The organism is Pseudomonas sp. NBRC 100443 (genome assembly GCF_030268185.1).
In the GTDB taxonomy this organism is placed as follows: Bacteria; Pseudomonadota; Gammaproteobacteria; order Pseudomonadales; family Pseudomonadaceae; genus Pseudomonas; species Pseudomonas citronellolis.
Genome location: NZ_BSQE01000023.1, coordinates 39,996 through 59,387 on the forward strand (window position 1 = coordinate 39,996; position 19,392 = coordinate 59,387).

The window sequence follows — 19,392 nt, forward strand, 5'->3', positions numbered from 1 at the left end:
GCTCAGTGCCTGGCCAGGCGCTGCGCCAGGCCGCTGTGGCGGATCACCCACTTCTCCAGCTCGGCGCCGAGGAACACCAGCAGCCCGGCGCCCAGCGCCCGTAGCCATTCGGCCGGGCTCAGGCCCCTGGAGCCGAAGATCTCCTGCATCCAGGGCGCGTAGGTGAAGGCCAGCTGCAACGGGATGCACGCGGCGATGGCCAGCAGCACCCAGCGGTTGCCGAACAGGCCCTCGCGGTTGAGCACCGAGCCGAAGATCGAGCGGCTGTTGATCAGGTAGAACATCTCCGCGATCACCACCGCGTTGACCGCCATGGTCCGCGCCGACTCGATGCCGGTGCCGCGCTGCAGCTCCCAGAGGAACAGGCCGAAGGCGCCGAGCATCATCAGCAGCGCCACCATCAGCACGCGCCAGACGAAGAACCCGGAAAGCAGGGCGTTGCCCGGCGGCCGCGGGCTGCGGCGCATGATGTCGTGCTCGGCCGGCTCGAAGGCCAGGGCCAGGCCCAGGGTGCTGGAGGTGACCATGTTGATCCACAGCACCTGCGCCGGCGTCAGCGGCAGGCCCAGGCCGAGGAACAGCGCGGCGATCACCACCAGCGCCTCGCCGCCATTGGTCGGCAGCATGAACAGGATGAATTTCTTCAGGTTGTCGTAGACCGCGCGGCCCTCGCGCACGGCGCTGGCGATGCTGGCGAAGTTGTCGTCGGCGAGCACCACGTCGGCGGCCTCGCGCGCCGCCTCGGTGCCCTTGCGGCCCATGGCCACGCCGACCTCGGCGCGCTTGAGCGCCGGGGCGTCGTTGACGCCGTCGCCGGTCATCGCCACCACCTGGCCGTCCTCCTGCAGGGCCTGCACCAGGCGCAGCTTGTGCTCGGGGCTGGCGCGGGCGAACACGTCCACCTCCAGGGCCACGCGGCGCAGTTCGGCGTCGTCCATCAGCGCCACCTCGGCGCCGGTCACCGCCGGGCGGCCGACGCCGATGCCCAGCCGCGCGCCGATGGCGCGGGCGGTCTCGGCATGGTCGCCGGTGATCATCTTGACGCGGATGCCGGCCTGCTGGCAGTGCGCCACGGCGGCGATGGCCTCGGCCCGTGGCGGGTCGATCAGGCCCACCAGGGCCAGCAGAGTGAAGCCCTCGGCGACGTCGTCGAAGCCCAGTTGCGCGCCCTGCGGCGCCGCCTGCCGCGCGGCCAGGGCCAGCAGGCGCAGGCCGCGGGCGGCGGTGTCGGTGGCCATGCGCCGCCAGTAGTCCGGGTCCAGCGGCGCCGCGCCGGCATCGGTGAGCTGCGTCGAGCACATTTCGAGGATGCGCTCCGGCGCGCCCTTGACCAGTATCCACGGGCGGCCTTCGGCGTCCTGGTGGCTGCTGGCCATGAAGCGGTGCTGCGACTCGAAGGGAATGCTGTCCAGCCGCGGCCAGTCCCGGGCGCAGGCTTCCTGGGGCAGCCCGGCCTTGGCGCCGAGCACCAGCAGCGCGCCTTCGGTGGGGTCGCCCTCGATGCTCCACTGGCCGCCGTCCTCGCGCAGCTGGGCGTCGTTGCACAGCACCCCGGCGCGGATCGCCTGCAGCAGCGCCGGTTGCGCGTCCGGCTGCACGGCGCGGCCGTCGACGCTGAAGCCGCCCTCGGGGACGTAGCCGACGCCTTCCACTTCATACACCCGCTCGGCGCAGACCAGGCGCTGCACGGTCATCTCGTTGCAGGTCAGGGTGCCGGTCTTGTCCGAGCAGATCACCGTCACCGAGCCCAGCGTCTCTACCGCCGGCAGGCGCCGCACGATGGCGCGCTGGCGGGCCATGCGCTGCACGCCCAGGGCGAGGGTCACGGTCATGATCGCCGGCAGCCCCTCGGGGATGGCCGAGGCCACCAGGGCCACCACCATCATGAACATCTGCTCCGGCGTCTCGCCCAGCCACAGGGTGCCGAGCAGGAACACCAGGGCGCCGATGCCGAGGATGACCATGGCCAGGATGCGGCCGAAGCGGTCGATCTGCCGCAGCAGCGGGGTGGTCAGGTTCTCCACGCTGCTGAGCATCTGGTTGATGCGCCCCAGCTCGGTGTCCGCCCCGGTGCCCACCACCAGGCCGCGGGCCTGGCCGTAGACCACCAGGGTGCCGGAGTAGGCCATGCCGTAGCGGTCGCCCAGGGGCGCGTCGGCGGCCACCGCCTGGGCGTTCTTCTCCACCGGCAGGGATTCGCCGGTCAAGGCCGCCTCGTCGACGCGCAGTTCCTTGCCGCCGAGCAGGCGCAGGTCGGCCGGCACGCGGTCGCCGGAGGCCAGCAGCACCAGGTCGCCGGGGACCAGGGCTGCGGCGTCGATCTGCTGGCGCTTGCCCTGGCGCACCACGGTGGCGGTGGAGGAGAGCATGCCGCGGATGGCGTCCAGCGCCGATTCGGCCTTGCCTTCCTGGATGAAGCCGATCACCGCGTTGATCAGCACCGCGCCCAGCAGCACCGCGGTGTCCACCCAGTGGCCGAGCAGCGCGGTGACGAGCGCGGCGGCGAGCATCACGTAGAGCAGGATGTTGTGGAACTGCAGCAGCAGGCGCAGCAGCGGGCCGCGCCGGCGCGGCGGCGCCAGGCGGTTCTCGCCGTATTGCTGGCGGCGGCTTTGCACCTCGGCCTCGTCGAGGCCGCCGGGGCCGCTGCGCAGGCGGGCCTGGACCTCGTCGCCGGCGAGGCTGTGCCAGGGCGTGGCGCTGGCGTCGGAGTGGGAAACGCGGCGTCGGCTCATGCAAGGCTCCTGTCGGATGGGGCAGGGATGAGCTACAGCATGGACAGGCGGGCGTCCGCCGGGCTTGACCTGGAACAGCGCAGGCGACCGGCGTCCGCCCAGTGTTTTGCATTCTGTTACAGCAGGAGCCTGTTTTGGCCGGCAGGGAGAGGGGACCGTTCGGCGTGCGTGGGTACTCCACAGTTAGCCGGCAAGCGCGAAGTATCCGGCGTAGGCCATTCTCCCCGTTGGCACGGACAAGCCCCCTCTCCCTTCAGGGCGGGGCGCGCAGCCGAGGGCTGGGGAGAGGGGCTCTCGCCCAACCCCTGAACCTTCCTCATCAAATCGCCCGACGCCAATTCAACACCAACTGCGTCACCAACCCCGCCACCAGCCCCCAGAAGGCCGAGCCCACGGAAAACAGCGTGAGACCCGAGGCAGTCACCAGGAAGGTAACCATCGCCGCCTCACGTTGGCGAGCCTCGGCCATGGCGTTGCTCAGGCCGTTGGTGATCGAGCCGAGCAGCGCCAGGGCGGCGATGGACAGCACCAGCGCCTTGGGCAGGGCCGCGAACAGCGCCGCCAGGGTGGCGCCGAAGATGCCCGCCACGCCGTAGAAGACCCCGCACCAGAGCGCCGCGGTGTAGCGCTTGTGCGGGTTCTCGTGGGCTTCCGGGCCGGTGCAGATGGCCGCGCTGATGGCCGCCAGGTTGATGCCGTGGGAGCCGAACGGCGCCAGCAGCAGCGAGGCGATGCCGGTGCTGGAGATCAGCGGCGAGGCCGGCACCTGGTAGCCGTCGGCGCGCAGCACGGCCAGGCCCGGCATGTTCTGCGAAGCCATGGCGACGATGAACAGCGGGATGCCGATGCTGATGGTGGCGGCCAGGGAGAAGCTCGGCGTGGTCCACACCGGTTTCGCCAGCTCCAGCTGGAAGTGGCTGAAGTTCAGCAGGCCCAGGGCGCCGGCCAGGGCCACGCCCACCAGCAGCGCGACGAACACCGCGTAGCGCGGCGACAGGCGCTTGGCCAGCAGGTAGCTGAGGAACATCGCCGCCACCAGCAGCGTCTGCTGCTCGGCCGCGCGGCAGATCTCGATGCAGATGCGGAACAACACCCCGGCCAGCAGCGCCGAGGCCAGCGAGCCGGGCACCTGGCGCATCAGGCGGTCGAAGCTGCCGGTGATGCCGCACAGGGTGATCAGCGCGGCACAGACGATGAAGGCGCCGATGGCTTCCGAGTAGGGCACGCCCGGCAGGCTGCTGATCAGCAGCGCGGCGCCGGGGGTGGACCAGGCGATGACGATGGGCGTGCGGTAGCGCAGGGTCAGGCCGATGGTGGTCAGCGCCATGCCGATGGACAGCGCCCAGATCCACGAGGAAATCTGCGCGTTGCTCAGCCCGGCGGCCTGGCCGGCCTGGAACATCAGCACCAGCGAGCTGGTGTAGCCGGTGAGCATGGCGACGAAGCCGGCCACCACGGCGGCGGGGGAGGAGTCGGCGAAGGGGCGCAGGCGCGCGCTGGTCGAATCGGTCATGCGGGGGTGATGTCCACGAACAGGGGGTAGAGGGAGGCTACCAGCAGCAGGGCCATGCCGATATTGAACACGCGGCGCCGCGCCGGCTGTTCCAGCCAGTGCCGCAGGCAACTGCCGAGCACCGTCCAGACGCCGACGCTGGGCAGGTTGACCACGGCGAACAGCACCGCGATCAGCAGTACGTTGCCGACGAAGCCCTGCTGCGGGGTATAGGTGGTGATGGCGCCGATGGCCATGATCCAGGCCTTGGGGTTGACCCACTGGAAGGCCGCCGCCTGCAGGAAGCTGAACGGCTTGCCGCTGCCGCGCCCGTTGGCCTGCGGCGCGCCGGCGCGGGCGATGCCCCAGGCCAGGTACAGCAGGTAGGCCGCGCCCAGGTAGCGCAGCGCCTGGTAGGTGAAGGGGAAGGCGTGGAACAGCTGGTCCAGCCCCAGGCCCACGGCGACCACCAGCAGCAGGAAGCCGATGCTGATGCCGAGCATGTGCGGGACGGTGCGGCGCACGCCGAAGTTCACCCCGGAGGCCAGCAGCATCATGTTGTTCGGCCCGGGCGTGATGGAGGTGACGAAGGCGAAGCCGATGAAGGCGGCCAGGAGTTCGAGGGGCATGGTGGCACGCGTCTTGTGGTTTTTCCGCAGCCTAACCCCCGGCCTGCGGGCTGTCGCGTAACAGCCAGGGGCGGATCGGGCCGTACAGTGGCGCGCCCGGCGTGCTGTGGATATGGTGGGCAGGTCGCAGTCGTGGAGTCCCGCCATGGACCACAACCCCTATGCCGCGCCCAAGGTCGAGCTGATCGAGGCGCGCACCCCGGCCAGCCTCGCCGGCGGCCGCTGGAGCCCCGGCCACCTGCGCCTGCTGGCCTGGCTGAGCCTGGCGCTGCTGCTGGCGCAGAGCGTGCTGTTCGGCCTGTCGTTCCTCGGCGGCAGCGGGCGCGGCGACGCCCTGGACAGCTACAGCCTGTGGCTGGGCGTGCTCTGCACGCTGCTCGGCTGCTACCTCAGCTGGCGCGCCACGCAGTTCCTGGTCGAGCGCTTCGGCGCCCGCGGCATGGCCTGGCCGCTGTGGCTGTCCATCGGCCTGGCGCTGGTGATCCAGGCCTACGCGGTGATCTTCGACGCCCAGCTCGACGGCACGCCCAACGCCGCCCTGGCCGGCTTCATGGCGCTGTTCCTGCCCAGCGGCCTGGTGGGCCTGTGGTATGGCGTGCGGGTGCTGAAGATCGGCCTGCCGTACCCTTCGGTGAAGGTGCTGGGCTGGCTCGACGTGCTCTCGGGCGTGTGCATGGCCAGCATCCTGCTGTTCATCCCCGGCACCGTCCTGGCCGCCGCGGCGCTGCTGCCGCTGGCGCTGATGTTCCTGCGCGGCGCGCGGGAGCTGGAGGGCGGCGCTCAGGTTTCCTGAAGCGGCTGCGCCAGGGCCTGGTTGACCGCCAGCCAGCCGTGTACCGCCTCTTCGCCGGCCTCGGCGAAGGCGCGCTGCAGCAGGCGCGCCTGCTCGTTGCGCAGGGCCCGTTCCAGCTTGGCGCCCTCGGCGGTGAGGCTGAGCAGGCGCTTGCGCTTGTCGGCCGGCGAGGCTTCGCTGCGGATCAGCTGCATCTCCTGCAGTTGCCGCAGCGGCATGTTCAGCGCCTGCTTGCTCACGCCCAGGGTGGCCAGCAGCTCCTTCACGCTCAACCCGCTCTGGCGCGCGACGAAGAACAGGATGCGGTGGTGCACCCGGCCCAGGCCGCGGCGGGCGAGGATCTCGTCCGGCTTGGCGGTGAACGCCCGGTAGCTGAAGTAAAAGGCTTGCATGGCTTCCGACCAGGTGTCGGAGGGCAGAAGGTCAGGCATATTGACGTATCCGTTCGGCCGTCGTAGCTTCGGTCAACCAGTTTGACCCATTTGCTCCTGCCTCCGCTACCGGTGACCCCATGGCCTTCTCCGAACGTATCGCCCGCCTGAAAAGCTCCCTGATCCGTGAAATCCTCGCTGCGGCGCAACGTCCGGAGGTGATGTCCTTCGCCGGCGGCCTGCCGGCCGAACCCATGCTGCCCAAGGTGGAATGGGCGGACATGCCGGCCAGCATGGGCCAGTACGGCATGAGCGAGGGCGAGCCGGCCCTGCGCGAGGCCATCGCCGCCGAAGCGCGGGCCCTGGGCGTGCCCTGCGAGGCCAGCCAGGTGCTGATCGTCAGCGGTTCGCAGCAGACCCTCGACCTCGCCAGCAAGCTGTTCATCGACCCGGGCACCGAGGTACTGCTCGAAGCGCCGACCTACCTGGCCGCGCTGCAGGCCTTCCAGCTGTTCGGCGCCGACTGCGTGACCGTGCCGCTGGGCGCCGAGGGCCCGGACGTGGCCGCCCTGCGCCAGTGCCTGGAGCGCCACAAGCCGGCCTTCGCCTACCTCATCCCGACCTTCCAGAATCCGTCCGGCGTGCGCTACAGCGAAGAACGCCGCGACGAAGTGGCGGCGCTGCTCGACGAGTTCGGCGTGACCCTGATCGAAGACGAACCCTACCGCGAGCTGGTGTTCGACGCCGGCAGCGCCACCCCGCTGGTCAGCCGCCTGAAGAAGGCCAGCTGGATCTACACCGGCACCGTCTCCAAGACCCTGCTGCCGGGCCTGCGCGTGGGCTTCCTGATCGCCACCCCGGACCTGTTCCCGCACCTGCTGCGCCTGAAGCAGTCGGCCGACCTGCACACCAACCGCATCGGCCAGTGGCAGGCCCTGCAGTGGTTCGGCACCGAGGCCTACCGTGGCCACCTGGCCGAGCTGCGCGACTTCTACCGCATCCGCCGCGACGCCATGCAGGCCCAGCTGGAAGAGCACTTCGCCGACCTGGCCGAGTGGAACGTGCCCCAGGGCGGGCTGTTCTTCTGGCTGACCCTGAAGCAGCCGCTGGACACCCGCGGCCTGCTGGACAAGGCCCTGCAGCAGAACGTGGCCTTCATGCCCGGCGAACCCTTCTTCACCGACCCCGACGCCAACCCCGGCCACCTGCGCCTGAACTTCAGCCACGTGGCGCCGGAGCGCCTGGGCGAGGGCCTGCGCCGCCTGGCCACGGTGATCCGCGAAGCGCAAGCGGCCCAATCTGCCTGAGGAGGCGCCATGTACACCGTCTACGGCGACCGGTTGTCCGGCAACTGCTACAAGGTCAAGCTGGTCCTGCACCTGCTGGGCCTGCCGTACCAGTGGCAGGACGTCGACATCCTCAAGGGCGAGACGCAGACCCCCGGATTCCTGGCCAAGAACCCCAACGGCAAGGTGCCGGTGCTGGAACTTGAGGACGGCAGCTGCCTGTGGGAATCCAACGCCATCCTCAACTTCCTCGCCGACGGCAGCGAGCTGCTGCCGAAGGAACCGCGCCTGCGCACCCAGGTGCTGCAGTGGCAGTTCTTCGAGCAGTACAGCCACGAGCCCTACGTGGCGGTGGCGCGTTTCATCCAGTTCTACCTGAAGATGCCGGACGAGCGCCGCGCCGAGTACGAGGACTGCCTGAAGGGCGGCTACAAGGCCCTGGACGTGATGGAGCAGCAGCTGGCGCGCACGCCCTACCTGGTGGGCGACAGCTACTCCATCGCCGACATCACCCTGTACGCCTACACCCACGTGGCGCACCAGGGCGGTTTCGACCTCTCCGGCTACCCGGCGATCAACGCCTGGATGGCGCGCGTCGCGGCGCACCCGCGGCACGTCGGCATGCTCGACTGAGGGGCCCGAGGTGTCAGAAGAAGCCCGCCATCGCGCGGGCTTTTTCGTATTCGTGCGCTCTGGCTCGCAGTTTAAGGGCCTCCCCATTGACGGGCATCATGGCGCGCGCCGTTTCGCCTCCCTACCCTGGACCCAGCCAACAATAGAGCAGTAGCCGGGCCGCGGCGGCAGGAATGCCGGCGACCGGTGGGGGAGGGAAAAATGGCCTATCTGGTCTGGCAGGATGACCTGAACACCGGCATCCAGGTGATCGACAACCAGCACAAGCGAATCGTCGAGATGATCAACCAACTGCACGAGGCCCAGGGCACCCTGGACAAGGCGCGGGTCGGCGAGGTGATCGAGGAACTGGTGGACTACACCCAGTCGCACTTCGCCTTCGAGGAAACCTTGCTGGAAGACTCCGGCTACCAGTTCACCCGCGCCCACAAGAAGGTCCACGAACTCTTCATCAAGCGCGTATCCGACTACCGCCTGCGCTTCGCCGCCGGCGAGGACGTCGCCGAGGAACTCAAGGGGTTGCTCGGGCGCTGGCTGTTCACCCACATCCGCAACGACGACGCCAACTACGTGGAGTCGGTCAAGGCCAGCATGCACGAGCTGACCCACGACCAGAGCCACGGCGGCTGGCTGTCGCGCTCGATGAAGCGCTTCTTCGGCTGACGCCGGCGGGCGAAACCGCGGCGGCCATCTATGCTCAGTCCAGAACAAGAAGGGACGACATGGAGGACCCTGCATGAAACGCCTGTTCAGTGCGCTGCTGTTCTGCCTCGCCTGCCTGGCCCCGCTGCACCTGCCGGCCGCCACCAGCACCGCGGCCGACGCCGCCCAGGCCCAGCGGGCCCGGCAGTTGCTGGAGAAGGCCGTGGCCTACTATCGCCAGGAGGGCGACAAGGCCTTCGCCGCGTTCAGCCGCCAGGGCGAGTTCATCGACAACGAGCTGTACGTCTACGTCGTCGACAGCAAGGGCGTGATGCTGGCCAGCGGCGGCCCCTCGGTGGTGCTGATCGGCCGCGACGTCTCGCAACTGCTCGACCCGAACATGCGCAAGCAGTTCGCCAAGGCCCTCAAGGCCCCGGAGAACGGCAAGGTGCAGGAAACCGAGTACCGCTGGAAGAACTGGGCCGACGGCCGCGTCGAGCGCAAGCACACCTACTACCAGCGCATAGGCGACCGCTTCCTGGCGGTGGGCTACTACATCCCGCGCGCCGACGCCCGCCAGGCCGAGGCCATGCTGGAGAAGACGGCGAAGGCGGTGGAAGGCGCGCCGGAAGCGACCTTCAAGCGCATCAACGACCTCGACAAGGCCTTCATCGAGGATGACCTCTATGCCTTCGTGGTCGACATGGACACCGGCAAGTTCGTCGCCCACGGCTACAACACCCGGATGGTCGGCACCGACTTCGCCAGCCTCAAGGACCCGGCCGGCAACGCCATCGGCCAGGCCATGCTGGCGCTGGCCAAGAGCAAGGGCGAAGGGCAGTTCGACTACCAGTGGCGCAACCCGGTGACCGGCAAGGTGGAGAACAAGCATGCCCTGCTGCGCAAGAGCGGGCATTACCTGGTGGCGGTGGGGTACTACACGGCGGGGGGGTGAGTCCGCCAGGAGCCGTTCGTGCCATCGGAGCGTCCGGCGTGGGCGGTGAATCCAATCGCGGACAAAGTCCGCTCCTACGCCCGTGCTTCCCAGGCCGCTCCGAGGCGTTCTTCGTAGGATGGGTTGAGCCTGCGAAACCCATGCGGTGGCGGTGATGGGTATCGCTTCGCTCAACCCATCCTACGGGGCTGCACCGAGGTGTTCTTCGTAGGATGGGTTGAGCCTGCGAAACCCGTGCGGTGGCGGTGATGGGTATCGCTTCGCTCAACGCCATCCTACGGGGGAGCGGACTCCGTCCGCGATTACCCCCGGCCGCACGGACTACCCGAAGCCCAAAGAAAAACCGGCCCCACAGGCCGGTTTTCCATCCCCGCAAGCGACCTCAGCGAATCAGGCTGAGGAACTCGCTGCGGGTAGCGGCGTTCTCGCGGAACTCGCCGAGCATCACCGAGGTGACCATGGAGGAATTCTGCTTCTCCACGCCGCGCATCATCATGCACATGTGCTTGGCCTCGATGACCACCGCCACGCCCAGGGCGCCGGTGACCTGTTGCACGGCCTCGGCGATCTGCCGCGACATGTTCTCCTGGATCTGCAGGCGGCGGGCGTACATGTCGACGATGCGCGCCACCTTGGACAGGCCCAGCACCTTGCCGTTGGGGATGTAGGCCACGTGGGCCTTGCCGATGAAGGGCAGCAGGTGGTGCTCGCACAGCGAGTACAGCTCGATGTCCTTGACCAGCACCATTTCGCTGTTGTCGGAGCTGAACAGCGCGCCGTTGACGATCTCTTCCAGCGTCTGCTGGTAGCCGCGGCAGAGGTACTGCATGGCCTTGGCGGCGCGCTTGGGCGTGTCGAGCAGGCCTTCGCGGGTGACGTCCTCGCCGAGCTGGCTGAGGATCTGCGAGTAGTTTTGTTCCAGGGACATGTTCTACCTGTTGGGACTCGTTGAAGCGCAGAGGCGCAGGGTAGGGCGCGCGTGGCGTGCTGGCAAGGGCGCGGTGCGCCAGCGGGAGCGACGGATTATTCGTCGCGCCCCTCCAGCATGGTGCGGCGCAGCATCACGTAGAGCGAGCCGGTGCCGCCATGGCGCGGCAGGGCCGAGGTGAAGCCCAGGACCTGCGGATGCTGGCGCAGCCAGGTGTTGACGTGGCTCTTGAGCAGCGGCCGACGGCCGTCGGTGCGCGCCGCCTTGCCGTGGGTGACGCGCACGCAGCGCACCTCCAGGCGGCTGGCCTCGGCGAGGAAGTCCCAGAGCAGCTCGCGGGCCTTCTCGATATTCATGCCGTGCAGGTCGAGGCTGCCCTCGAAGCCGATCTGGCCGGCCTTGAGCTTGCGCATCTGGCCTTCCTGCACGCCGTCGCGGGCCCAGTACAGCTCGTCCTCGGCGCCGACGTCGATGACGAACAGGTCGGACAGCCCGTCGACGCGCTGGTTTTCCACCTTGGTCGTGGCGTTCTGCTGGCGCAGCTTGACCTGCTGGCGGTCGGCCTTGGGCTTGCCGGTGTCGGCCTGGTCCACCTGGATGCGCTTGACGCCGCGCATCTCGTTGGCGAACAGGGAAAAATCGTCGTCTTGCATGGAGCCTCCGCGAAGAGGCGGCATTCTAGCGGATCGCGGGCGCTTTGCGGCAAGCCGCTCAGCCGCGCTTCTTCATCAGCCGCGGCGACAGGCTGAGGCCGTCGCCATGCCGCGCGCGGCGCCGCGCCAGGCGCCAGAACAGCACGCCCAGCCACAGGGCGAGCAGGCCGATCACCAGCAATACCGCGCCGGCCGCCGGTTCGATGTGCATGACCCCCGCCGCCGGTTGCCGGCGCAGCAAGGCCGCGCCGCCGGCCAGGGCGCCGAGCACGCCGAACGCGGCGATCAGCGCGGCCACGGCGGCCACGAAACGCCAGCGCCAGCGGCCCGGTCGCTTCGGGCGTAGCGTGCGTGGATCGAAACTGTCGGACATCTTCATCCCGGCTTCCTCATCTGCTGAACGAGGCTATGACCGGTGTCGGCGGGAGGGGGTTCCGCCCCCGCAGGGAATGCCTGGCCCGCCCGTCCGGCGCGTGCCCGCTGGATGTGTCGCCTTACAGCCTAATAGCTGCGGCGGCAGCTTGCCGCCGCAGCGGGACGGACGGCGCTCAGATCAGCGCCTGGGCCTCGCCGACCACGGCGGCGAAGTTGTCGCCCAGGGCGGCCATTTCCGCGTGGTGCAGGTCGCGCGCCGAGAGCACGCCGCCATCCGGGGTGGGGATGTCGCGGGTGGCGCAGGCGGCGGTGACCAGGGTGCAGCGGTAGCCGTAGTCCTTGGCCGCGCGCACGGTGGTGCTGATGCTCGAATGGGTCATGAAGCCGCAGACGATGATGTCCAGCCGGCCGTTGTGCTGCAGGCGGTCGTGCAGTTCGGTGCCGGAGAAGGCGTTGGGCAGGCGCTTCTCCACCACCACCTCGCCGGGCAGCGGCGCCAGTTCGGGCAGGAACTGCCCGCGCGGACCCTGCGGGTCGAGCAGGCCGCCGTGGATGCCCAGGTGGCGCACGTGGACGATCGGGGTGCCCTGGCTGCGCGCGGCATCCAGCAGTTGGCGGATCTGCGCGACCGCCGGTTCCAGGCCGGGCAGGGCGAGGACGCCGCTGCGGTACTCTTCCTGGGCGTCGATGATCAGCAGCGTGCTCTGGCGGAGGGTGGCGGGCGGATAGCCGCGTCCGCTGATCTTCAGCATGCTGAGCGGTTGAGACATGACGAACTCCTATGATGCGTATGCCACCATTGTGGTCTGTTCCGCGGGCGCTGTGAATCTATGCGAAACCCGCGCAAAGTGGTATTGACCCCCTCGACGCCGGTGTGCGCCCGCGGCAGGCCGCCTTGGGCTAGAATGCCGGCCTTTTTGCCCGCCGCGAGGACCCTGCGCCGTGACCGAATCCCGTTTGCTGACCCTTCGAGACCATATCCGCTGGGCGGTCAGCCGCTTCCATGCCGAGGGGCTGTACTTCGGACATGGCACCGACAACGCCTGGGACGACGCCCGCCTGCTGGTGCTCGGCGCGCTGCACCTGCCGTGGGAAATGGCCGATGCGTACCTGGATTGCCGCCTCGAGGACGACGAGCGCGAGCAACTGCGCGAACTGCTGCGCCGGCGCATCGAGGAGCGCGTGCCCACCGCCTACCTGCTGGGCGAGGCCTGGTTCTGCGGCCTGCCGTTCGTGGTCGACGAGCGCGTGCTGGTGCCGCGTTCGCCCATCGCCGAGCTGATCCAGCAGCGCTTCGAGCCCTGGCTGGCGGCGGAACCGGCGCGCATCCTCGACCTGTGCACGGGCTCGGGCTGCATCGGCATCGCCTGCGCCTACGAATTCCTCCAGGCGGAAGTGGTGCTGGCCGACCTGTCCTTCGAGGCCCTGGAAGTGGCCAACGTCAACATCGAGCGCCACGAGCTGGGCGAGCGCGTCTACACCGTGCAGGGCGACGGCTTCGCCGGCCTGCCGGGGCAGCGCTTCGACCTGATCGTGTCCAACCCGCCCTACGTCGACGCCGAGGACTTCGCCGACATGCCGGCCGAGTACCAGCACGAGCCGGAACTGGGCCTGGCCTGCGGTCACGACGGCCTGGACCTGGTGCGGCGCATGCTCGCCGAGGCCGCCGACCACCTGACCGAGCAGGGCACCCTGATCGTCGAAGTGGGCAACAGCCAGGTGCACGTCGAGGCGCTGTACCCGGAGGTGGACTTCACCTGGCTGGAATTCCGCCACGGCGGGCACGGGGTGTTCCTGCTGTCGGCGGCGCAGTGCCGCGAACACCAGGCGCTGTTCCGTTCGCGGGTGAACTGAGGCGCCGCGGGCCCTGCCCGCGATTTCGCGCGCAGGGCGCGCTCCTACAGGGGGCGATACCGGGGGCTCCTGCGAAACCCATGCGGTCGTGGCGATGGGTATCGCTTCGCTCAACGCCATCCTACGGGTCTTGTGTTTGCCGGAGGGCGTAGGAGCGGATTCATCCGCGATTCCGCCAGCAGGGCGGATAACGCGGAGCGTTATTCGCCCTACGTATGCCGTGGGGCACGGCATTTTCTTGTTGGAGCAACTGTCTTGCCGACTGCGCCGAGGTGCTTTTCGTAGGATGGGTTGAGCTTGCGAAACCCATGCGGCCGTGGTGATGGGTATCGCTTCGCTCAACCCATCCTACAAAAGTCTCCCGCGGCCGTGCTCTTCGTAGGAGCGAGCCGTGCCCGTCCGTCCGCGCCGGCCCTCAGTGCGTCGCCATCCAGATCAGCAGCCCGGCCTGGAATACCGCGAATACCGTCAGGCAGGCGATGATGAAGCGCAGGCTGGTGTCGTCGCGGCGGAAGGTCTCGATGCGCTGTTGCAGCTTGCGGATCTCGTTGTCCTGGCTGGCCAGGTTCTGGTCGGCCTGCTCCAGCATGGCCGCGGCGTCCAGCAGCGGCAGCAGTTGCACCTTGTCCTTGTTCCAGTCGTCGTACAGCTCGCTCACCCGCCCGGCGCCGTAGCGGGCCTTGAGCTGGCGCGAGTCCTCGTATTCCACGTCGAAGCCCTGGGCGCGCAGGAAGTGGTCGCGGCGCAGGCGGATGTCCTCGTTGGGCGCGTCCTTCACCCCCAGCACGCCGCCCTCGACCTTGTAATGCGCCCACTTCTGCCGCGCCCAGGCGATGCCCTGGGCCAGCAGGAAGCGGCCCAGCCCGCGGTTGATCGGCTCCAGGGCGAAGCCGCTGTCGGCGCCGAAGCGCACTTCCTTGTTGCGGTGGTCGGCCCAGACCTCGAACAGGTTCTGCTCCTTGCGCAGGGCCTGGCCGGGCAGTTGGATGCTCAGGCGCAGCAGGCTCTGCTCCGGGGCGTGGCGTTCCACCCGGCCGAGCTGGACGAAGCGCAGGGCGCGGGCGCCGGTGCTGCGGTCGGTGGGCAGGGGCGCCAGGCGCAGCAGGCGGAAATGCTCCGGCGCCAGCTCCGCCCAGGGATGGGGCGGGGCCGGTGTTTCGGCGGGGGCGGCGGCGTCGCTGCGCGGGTCGGCGTCGGTCATCGGATTCCTCGGGCCTGGCCGACGGCCAGGGATCAACTCAACTTCTGTAGGAAGCGTGTAAGTAACGACTTTCATACAGGGGCTAAGCGATTATCGACGCCGACAGTGATTTCTTGAGACGCCCGTTTCAGCTCATGTCTTCGGCCGATGGAGTCTGCGGACGGGTCCGCAGGATGAAGCCGACCAGCCGCTGGACCAGGTCGCGGGCCAGCGGCAGCCCGGGGTCGTTGTAGGACGCCAACTGCTTCTTCACGTCGGCCGGGACGATGCGCAGGATGTGGTTCATGCCGGAGATCAGCTGCAATTCGGCGTCCGGCCTGGCGCGCTGCAGCGCCTGGGCGTCGGCCACGTCGACCTGGATGTCGCTGGTGCCCTGCAGGATCAGCGTCGGCTGGCGCACCCGGGCCAGCGCCCGCGCCGGATCGTGGCGGAACAGCGAGATCAGGTAGGGCTGCACGCTGGGGCGGAACAGCGCGTTCAACTGCGCCGGCACCTCGGGCACCTGGTGGCCGCCGCGCAACTGGTCAAGGATGGCATCGGCCGTCGCCAGCAGGGGCGGCGGCAGGCGCATCGAAAGCTGCTCGCGCAGCACCTTGTCGATCGGCCGGCCACTGCCGGCGATCAGCACCAGGGCCGCGGCCTTGCTGCGCGGCGCGGCCAGGCTGGCGATCAGCGCGCCCTCGCTGTGGCCCACCAGCACCTGCGGGCCGAAGCGCGGGTCCTCGGCCAGCCGGTCGCTCCAGGCCACCAGGTCGTCGACGTAGCCGTCGACGCTCAGCTGCCGTTCGTCCGGCGCGGCGTCGCGGCTGCGGGCGATGCCGCGCTTGTCGTAGCGCAGGCTGGCGATGCCGTTGCTGGCCAGGGCCTCGGCCAGGCGCCGCAGGTAGGCGTTGTTGCCGCCCTCGGGGTTGTTGCCGTCGCGGTCGGTGGGGCCGGAGCCGGCCACCAGCAGGGCCAGCGGCGGCGGGCTGGCGGTCTGCGGCAGCAGCAGGGTGCCGCGCAGCACGCCGTGGCCGGTGTCCAGGTCGTAGGGGCGTTGCAGGATGGTGGGGGAGGCGGCGTAGGTCATTGCGGCGAACAGCCAGCAGGAAAGAAAGGTGATAAGGCGCGGCATGGAAGGCTTCATGGACTGCATGATAGCGGTTTGACGGCGCGCGCCGCGGAAGGTTCGCAGGGCGGTATGTCGCAGGTATACTGCTGGGCCTTTTCGTTCACCCAAGTCTTCCGCGGAGCCTCGCATGTCCGGCAACACCTACGGCAAGCTGTTCACCGTCACCACCGCTGGCGAAAGCCACGGCCCGGCGCTGGTCGCCATCGTCGACGGCTGCCCGCCGGGGCTGGAGCTTTCCCTGGAAGACCTGCAGCGCGACCTCGACCGGCGCAAGCCCGGCACCAGCCGGCACACCACCCAGCGCCAGGAAGCCGACGAGGTGGAAATCCTCTCCGGCGTGTTCGAGGGCAAGACCACCGGCACCCCGATCGGCCTCTTGATCCGCAACACCGACCAGAAGTCCAAGGACTACTCGGCGATCAAGGACCTGTTCCGCCCGGCCCACGCCGACTACAGCTACCACCACAAGTACGGCGTGCGCGACTACCGCGGCGGCGGCCGTTCCTCGGCCCGCGAGACCGCCATGCGCGTGGCCGCCGGGGCCATCGCCAAGAAGTACCTGGCGAGCCTGGGCATCCGGGTGCGCGGCTACATGAGCCAACTGGGCCCGATCGAAATCCCCTTCAAGACCTGGGACAGCGTCGAGCAGAACGCCTTCTTCAGCCCCGACCCGGACAAGGTGGCGGAGCTGGAGGCCTATATGGACCAGCTGCGCCGCGACCAGGATTCGGTGGGCGCGAAGATCACCGTGGTCGCCGAAGGCGTGCCGCCGGGCCTGGGCGAGCCGATCTTCGACCGCCTGGACGCGGAACTGGCCCACGCGCTGATGAGCATCAACGCGGTCAAGGGCGTGGAGATCGGCGCCGGTTTCGCCAGCGTCGCCCAGCGCGGCACCGAGCACCGCGACGAGCTGCGCCCCGAGGGCTTCCTGTCGAACAATGCCGGCGGCATTCTCGGCGGCATCTCCAGCGGCCAGCCGATAGTCGCGCACCTGGCGCTCAAGCCGACTTCCAGCATCACCACCCCCGGCCGCTCCATCGACGTGAACGGCAACCCGGTGGACGTGGTCACCAAGGGCCGCCACGACCCCTGCGTGGGCATCCGCGCCACGCCCATCGCCGAGGCGATGATGGCCATCGTGCTGATGGACCACCTGCTGCGCCAGCGTGCGCAGAATGCCGACGTGCGCGTCAATACGCCGGTGCTGGGGCAGCTCTGAGCCAGAAGCTGGAAGCCTGAAGCCCAGAGCCGCCACTTCCAGCTTCGAGCTTCCAGCCCATGGCTGCTTCTTTCCCCTACTGGCGCCTGTCCAGCTTCTACTTCTTCTATTTCTGCCTGCTGGGCGGGACCGCGCCTTTCCTCGCCCTGTACTTCCACCACCTGGGCTTTTCCGCCGCGCGCATCGGCGAGCTGGTGGCCATCCCCATGCTGATGCGCTGCGTGGCGCCGAACCTGTGGGGCTGGCTGGGCGACCGTTCCGGCCAGCGCCTGCGCATCGTGCGCTTCGGCGCGCTGTGCACGGCGGCGTGCTTCGCGCTGATCTTCCTCGACCACAGCTACGCCTGGCTGGCGCTGGTGATGGCCGGGCATGCGTTCTTCTGGCACGCGGTGCTGCCGCAGTTCGAAGTGATCACCCTGGCCCACCTGGGCGAGCGCACCGCCAGCTACAGCCGCATCCGCCTGTGGGGCTCGATCGGCTTCATCTGCACCGTGGTCGGCCTCGGCTGGCTGTTCGAAGCCACCAGCCTGGACTATTACCCCGTGGCGCTGCTGGCGATCATGCTGGGCATCGTCGCCGCCAGCTGGTGGGTGCCCAACGCCCAGCCGGCCTGGCGCCACGGCGACGCGCCGGCCAGCGGCTTCCTGGCCCAGCTGCGCCAGCCGGGGGTGATCGCCTTCTACCTGTGCGTGTGCCTGATGCAGCTGTCCCACGGGCCGTACTACACCTTCCTCACCCTGCACCTGGAGGCCCTCGGCTACAGCCGCGGGCTGATCGGCTGGCTGTGGGCCCTGGGCGTGGTGGCCGAGGTGCTGCTGTTCCTGGTGATGCCGCGCCTGCTGGGGCGCTTCAGCCTGCGCCAGGTGCTGGCGGCGAGCTTCCTGCTGGCGGCGCTGCGCTGGCTGCTGCTGGGCAGCCTGGCCGACCACCTGGGCCTGCTATTGTTCGCCCAGCTGCTGCACGCGGCCACCTTCGGCGCCTTCCACGCCGCCGCCATCCATTTCGTCCAGCGCAGCTTCCAGGCGCGCCAGCAGGGGCAAGGGCAGGCGCTCTATGCCGCCCTGGCCGGCACCGGCGGCGCCCTGGGCGCGCTTTACTCCGGCTACAGTTGGGCCAGCCTGGGCCCGGCCTGGACTTTCGCCATCGCCAGCCTGGCGGCGCTGGCCGCAGCCGTTATCATCCGTACCCGTCTGAAAGAGGAGCGGCCATGAGCAACAACCGTGAACACCTGACCCGCCAGATCATCGAGGCCGGGCGCTTCCTGTATGGCCGCGGCTGGTCGCCGGCCACCAGCAGCAACTATTCCGCGCGCCTGGCCGCCGACCGCGCGCTGCTCACCGTCTCGGGCAAGCACAAGGGCCAGTTGGGCGTCGACGACGTGCTGGAGACCGATCTTGCCGGCAACAGCCTCGAGGCGGGAAAGAAACCCTCGGCCGAGACGCTGCTGCACACCCAGCTGTACGCCTGGCGCGCCGAGATAGGCGCGGTGCTGCACACCCACTCGGTGAACGCCACCGTGCTCTCGCGCCTGACCCAGGGCGACCGCCTGGAGCTTGAGGACTACGAGCTGCAGAAGGCCTTCGCCGGCGTCACCACCCACGAGGGCCGGGTGACGGTGCCGATCTTCGACAACGACCAGGACATCGCCCGCCTGGCGTGCAAGGTCCAGCCCTGGCTGGACGCCCACCCGGACTGCCCCGGCTACCTGATCCGCGGCCACGGCCTGTACACTTGGGGGCCGCGCATGGAAGACGCCCTGCGCCAGGTGGAAGCCTTCGAATTCCTCTTCGAATGCGAACTTAAAGTGATCAGCCTTCGCGGCGGCGCGCGCTGAGCGAATCCGGCAGTACCCGAGGACCCGAGCATGAGCAGCCTGACCGTCTACCACGAATCCGCCCCCGAGCAGCCGCTGAAGCTGCTGACCCACGCCGAGGACATCGCCGCCACCCTGGCCGAACTCGGCGTGCGCTTCGAGCGCTGGCAGGCCAGCGCGCCCATCGCCCCCGGCGCCAGCCCCGACGAGGTGCTGGCCGCCTACGCGCCGGAGATCCAGCGCCTGAAGGACGAGCAGGGCTACGTCACCGTCGACGTGGTCAGCCTCAGCGCCGACCACCCGCAGAAGGACGAGCTGCGCGCCAAGTTCCTCGACGAACACCGCCACGGCGAGGACGAAGTGCGCTTCTTCGTCGCCGGCCGCGGCCTGTTCACCCTGCACGTCGAGGACCACGTCTACGCCGTGCTCTGCGAGAAGAACGACCTGATCTCGGTGCCGGCCGGCACCCGCCACTGGTTCGACATGGGCGAGCGCCCGCACTTCGTGGCCATCCGCCTGTTCAACAATCCCGAGGGCTGGGTGGCGAAGTTCACCGGCGACGAGATCGCCAGGCGCTTCCCGCTGCTGGAAGACTGACCCCCCGTTCTATTTCTTTCGTAGGAGTGGATCTCATCCGCGAATCGCGCCGGAACCTCCGGCCATCGCGGACAAGGTCCGCTCCTACGGATAGCGTTACACCGG

General features: G+C 69.1%; 20 protein-coding genes. 10 read left to right on the forward strand and 10 right to left on the reverse strand.

Annotated elements, in window-relative coordinates; all coding sequences use genetic code 11:
* Positions 1 to 2: 2 nt before the first annotated feature.
* From QSJ95_RS25505 to QSJ95_RS25515, 3 genes are all read right to left on the reverse strand, one after another.
* Positions 3 to 2,735 carry a cation-transporting P-type ATPase gene (locus QSJ95_RS25505; RefSeq protein ID WP_285646226.1) on the reverse strand — a complete coding sequence of 911 codons (2,733 nt, stop codon included), beginning with the start codon at positions 2,733 to 2,735 and terminating at the stop codon, positions 3 to 5.
* A gap of 319 nt (positions 2,736 to 3,054) precedes the next feature.
* On the reverse strand, positions 3,055 to 4,248 hold the full coding sequence (locus tag QSJ95_RS25510; RefSeq protein WP_285646229.1) for a benzoate/H(+) symporter BenE family transporter: 1,194 nt from the start codon (positions 4,246 to 4,248) through the stop codon (positions 3,055 to 3,057).
* Positions 4,245 to 4,856, reverse strand: coding sequence for a LysE family translocator (locus QSJ95_RS25515; RefSeq protein WP_261746491.1), 612 nt, complete (start codon positions 4,854 to 4,856; stop codon positions 4,245 to 4,247). Before QSJ95_RS25515 ends, QSJ95_RS25510 begins: the two co-directional genes overlap by 4 nt.
* 145 nt (positions 4,857 to 5,001) lie before the next feature.
* Between QSJ95_RS25515 and QSJ95_RS25520 the strand changes: the two genes are divergently transcribed.
* Positions 5,002 to 5,649, forward strand: coding sequence for a hypothetical protein (locus QSJ95_RS25520; RefSeq protein WP_043272164.1), 648 nt, complete (start codon positions 5,002 to 5,004; stop codon positions 5,647 to 5,649).
* Here QSJ95_RS25520 and QSJ95_RS25525 read toward each other — a convergent pair.
* Entirely contained in the window at positions 5,637 to 6,080 is a 444-nt protein-coding gene (locus QSJ95_RS25525) for a MarR family winged helix-turn-helix transcriptional regulator (RefSeq protein ID WP_009618612.1), read from the reverse strand. The genes QSJ95_RS25520 and QSJ95_RS25525 overlap by 13 nt on opposite strands.
* Positions 6,081 to 6,160: 80 nt before the next feature.
* On the opposite strand from QSJ95_RS25525, the gene QSJ95_RS25530 reads away from it, so the two are divergent.
* From QSJ95_RS25530 to QSJ95_RS25545, 4 genes are all read left to right on the forward strand, one after another.
* Positions 6,161 to 7,327, forward strand: coding sequence for an aminotransferase-like domain-containing protein (locus tag QSJ95_RS25530; protein ID WP_285646237.1), 1,167 nt, complete (start codon positions 6,161 to 6,163; stop codon positions 7,325 to 7,327).
* 9 nt (positions 7,328 to 7,336) lie between these two features.
* Positions 7,337 to 7,939, forward strand: a complete 603-nt coding sequence (locus tag QSJ95_RS25535) for a glutathione S-transferase family protein (RefSeq protein ID WP_009618616.1) — start codon at positions 7,337 to 7,339, stop codon at positions 7,937 to 7,939.
* Between the two features lie 201 nt (positions 7,940 to 8,140).
* Complete coding sequence (locus tag QSJ95_RS25540) at positions 8,141 to 8,602, forward strand: bacteriohemerythrin (protein WP_009618618.1); 462 nt, start codon at positions 8,141 to 8,143, stop codon at positions 8,600 to 8,602.
* 73 nt (positions 8,603 to 8,675) lie between these two features.
* Positions 8,676 to 9,536, forward strand: coding sequence for a cache domain-containing protein (locus QSJ95_RS25545; protein ID WP_043272161.1), 861 nt, complete (start codon positions 8,676 to 8,678; stop codon positions 9,534 to 9,536).
* A 382-nt stretch (positions 9,537 to 9,918) separates the two neighbouring features.
* Here the strand turns inward: QSJ95_RS25545 and folE are convergent, their stop codons facing one another.
* The 4 genes from folE to QSJ95_RS25565 form a co-directional block, all read right to left on the reverse strand.
* A complete protein-coding gene (gene folE / locus QSJ95_RS25550; protein ID WP_043314280.1) occupies positions 9,919 to 10,464 on the reverse strand; it encodes a GTP cyclohydrolase I FolE in 546 nt (181 codons plus the stop codon).
* A 95-nt stretch (positions 10,465 to 10,559) separates the two neighbouring features.
* Positions 10,560 to 11,117: a Smr/MutS family protein gene (locus QSJ95_RS25555; protein WP_009618628.1), complete on the reverse strand. Its 558-nt coding sequence runs from the start codon at positions 11,115 to 11,117 to the stop codon at positions 10,560 to 10,562.
* Positions 11,118 to 11,175: 58 nt separating this feature from the next.
* Positions 11,176 to 11,496, reverse strand: coding sequence for a hypothetical protein (locus QSJ95_RS25560; protein WP_285646246.1), 321 nt, complete (start codon positions 11,494 to 11,496; stop codon positions 11,176 to 11,178).
* 169 nt (positions 11,497 to 11,665) lie between these two features.
* A complete protein-coding gene (locus QSJ95_RS25565; RefSeq protein ID WP_009618632.1) occupies positions 11,666 to 12,262 on the reverse strand; it encodes a cysteine hydrolase family protein in 597 nt (198 codons plus the stop codon).
* 172 nt (positions 12,263 to 12,434) lie between these two features.
* On the opposite strand from QSJ95_RS25565, the gene prmB reads away from it, so the two are divergent.
* The gene (gene prmB / locus QSJ95_RS25570) at positions 12,435 to 13,346 is read left to right on the forward strand and encodes a 50S ribosomal protein L3 N(5)-glutamine methyltransferase (RefSeq protein ID WP_285646249.1); all 912 of its coding nucleotides are present in this window, start codon (positions 12,435 to 12,437) and stop codon (positions 13,344 to 13,346) included.
* Positions 13,347 to 13,761: 415 nt separating this feature from the next.
* On the opposite strand, the gene QSJ95_RS25575 is transcribed toward prmB, so the two are convergent.
* Complete coding sequence (locus QSJ95_RS25575) at positions 13,762 to 14,547, reverse strand: hypothetical protein (protein WP_285646250.1); 786 nt, start codon at positions 14,545 to 14,547, stop codon at positions 13,762 to 13,764.
* Positions 14,548 to 14,674: 127 nt separating this feature from the next.
* Positions 14,675 to 15,673 carry an alpha/beta hydrolase gene (locus QSJ95_RS25580; RefSeq protein WP_285646305.1) on the reverse strand — a complete coding sequence of 333 codons (999 nt, stop codon included), beginning with the start codon at positions 15,671 to 15,673 and terminating at the stop codon, positions 14,675 to 14,677.
* A gap of 112 nt (positions 15,674 to 15,785) precedes the next feature.
* On the opposite strand from QSJ95_RS25580, the gene aroC reads away from it, so the two are divergent.
* From aroC to QSJ95_RS25600, 4 genes are read left to right on the forward strand one after another with little or no spacing between them, the layout of a single operon-like run.
* A complete protein-coding gene (gene aroC / locus QSJ95_RS25585; RefSeq protein ID WP_058490242.1) occupies positions 15,786 to 16,877 on the forward strand; it encodes a chorismate synthase in 1,092 nt (363 codons plus the stop codon).
* Between the two features lie 59 nt (positions 16,878 to 16,936).
* The gene (locus QSJ95_RS25590; RefSeq protein ID WP_285646251.1) at positions 16,937 to 18,088 is read left to right on the forward strand and encodes an MFS transporter; all 1,152 of its coding nucleotides are present in this window, start codon (positions 16,937 to 16,939) and stop codon (positions 18,086 to 18,088) included.
* Positions 18,085 to 18,711, forward strand: a complete 627-nt coding sequence (locus tag QSJ95_RS25595; protein WP_285646253.1) for a methylthioribulose 1-phosphate dehydratase — start codon at positions 18,085 to 18,087, stop codon at positions 18,709 to 18,711. The genes QSJ95_RS25590 and QSJ95_RS25595 overlap by 4 nt, the downstream gene beginning before the upstream one ends.
* 30 nt (positions 18,712 to 18,741) lie before the next feature.
* On the forward strand, positions 18,742 to 19,287 hold the full coding sequence (locus QSJ95_RS25600) for a 1,2-dihydroxy-3-keto-5-methylthiopentene dioxygenase (RefSeq protein ID WP_009618648.1): 546 nt from the start codon (positions 18,742 to 18,744) through the stop codon (positions 19,285 to 19,287).
* Positions 19,288 to 19,392: the final 105 nt, after the last annotated feature.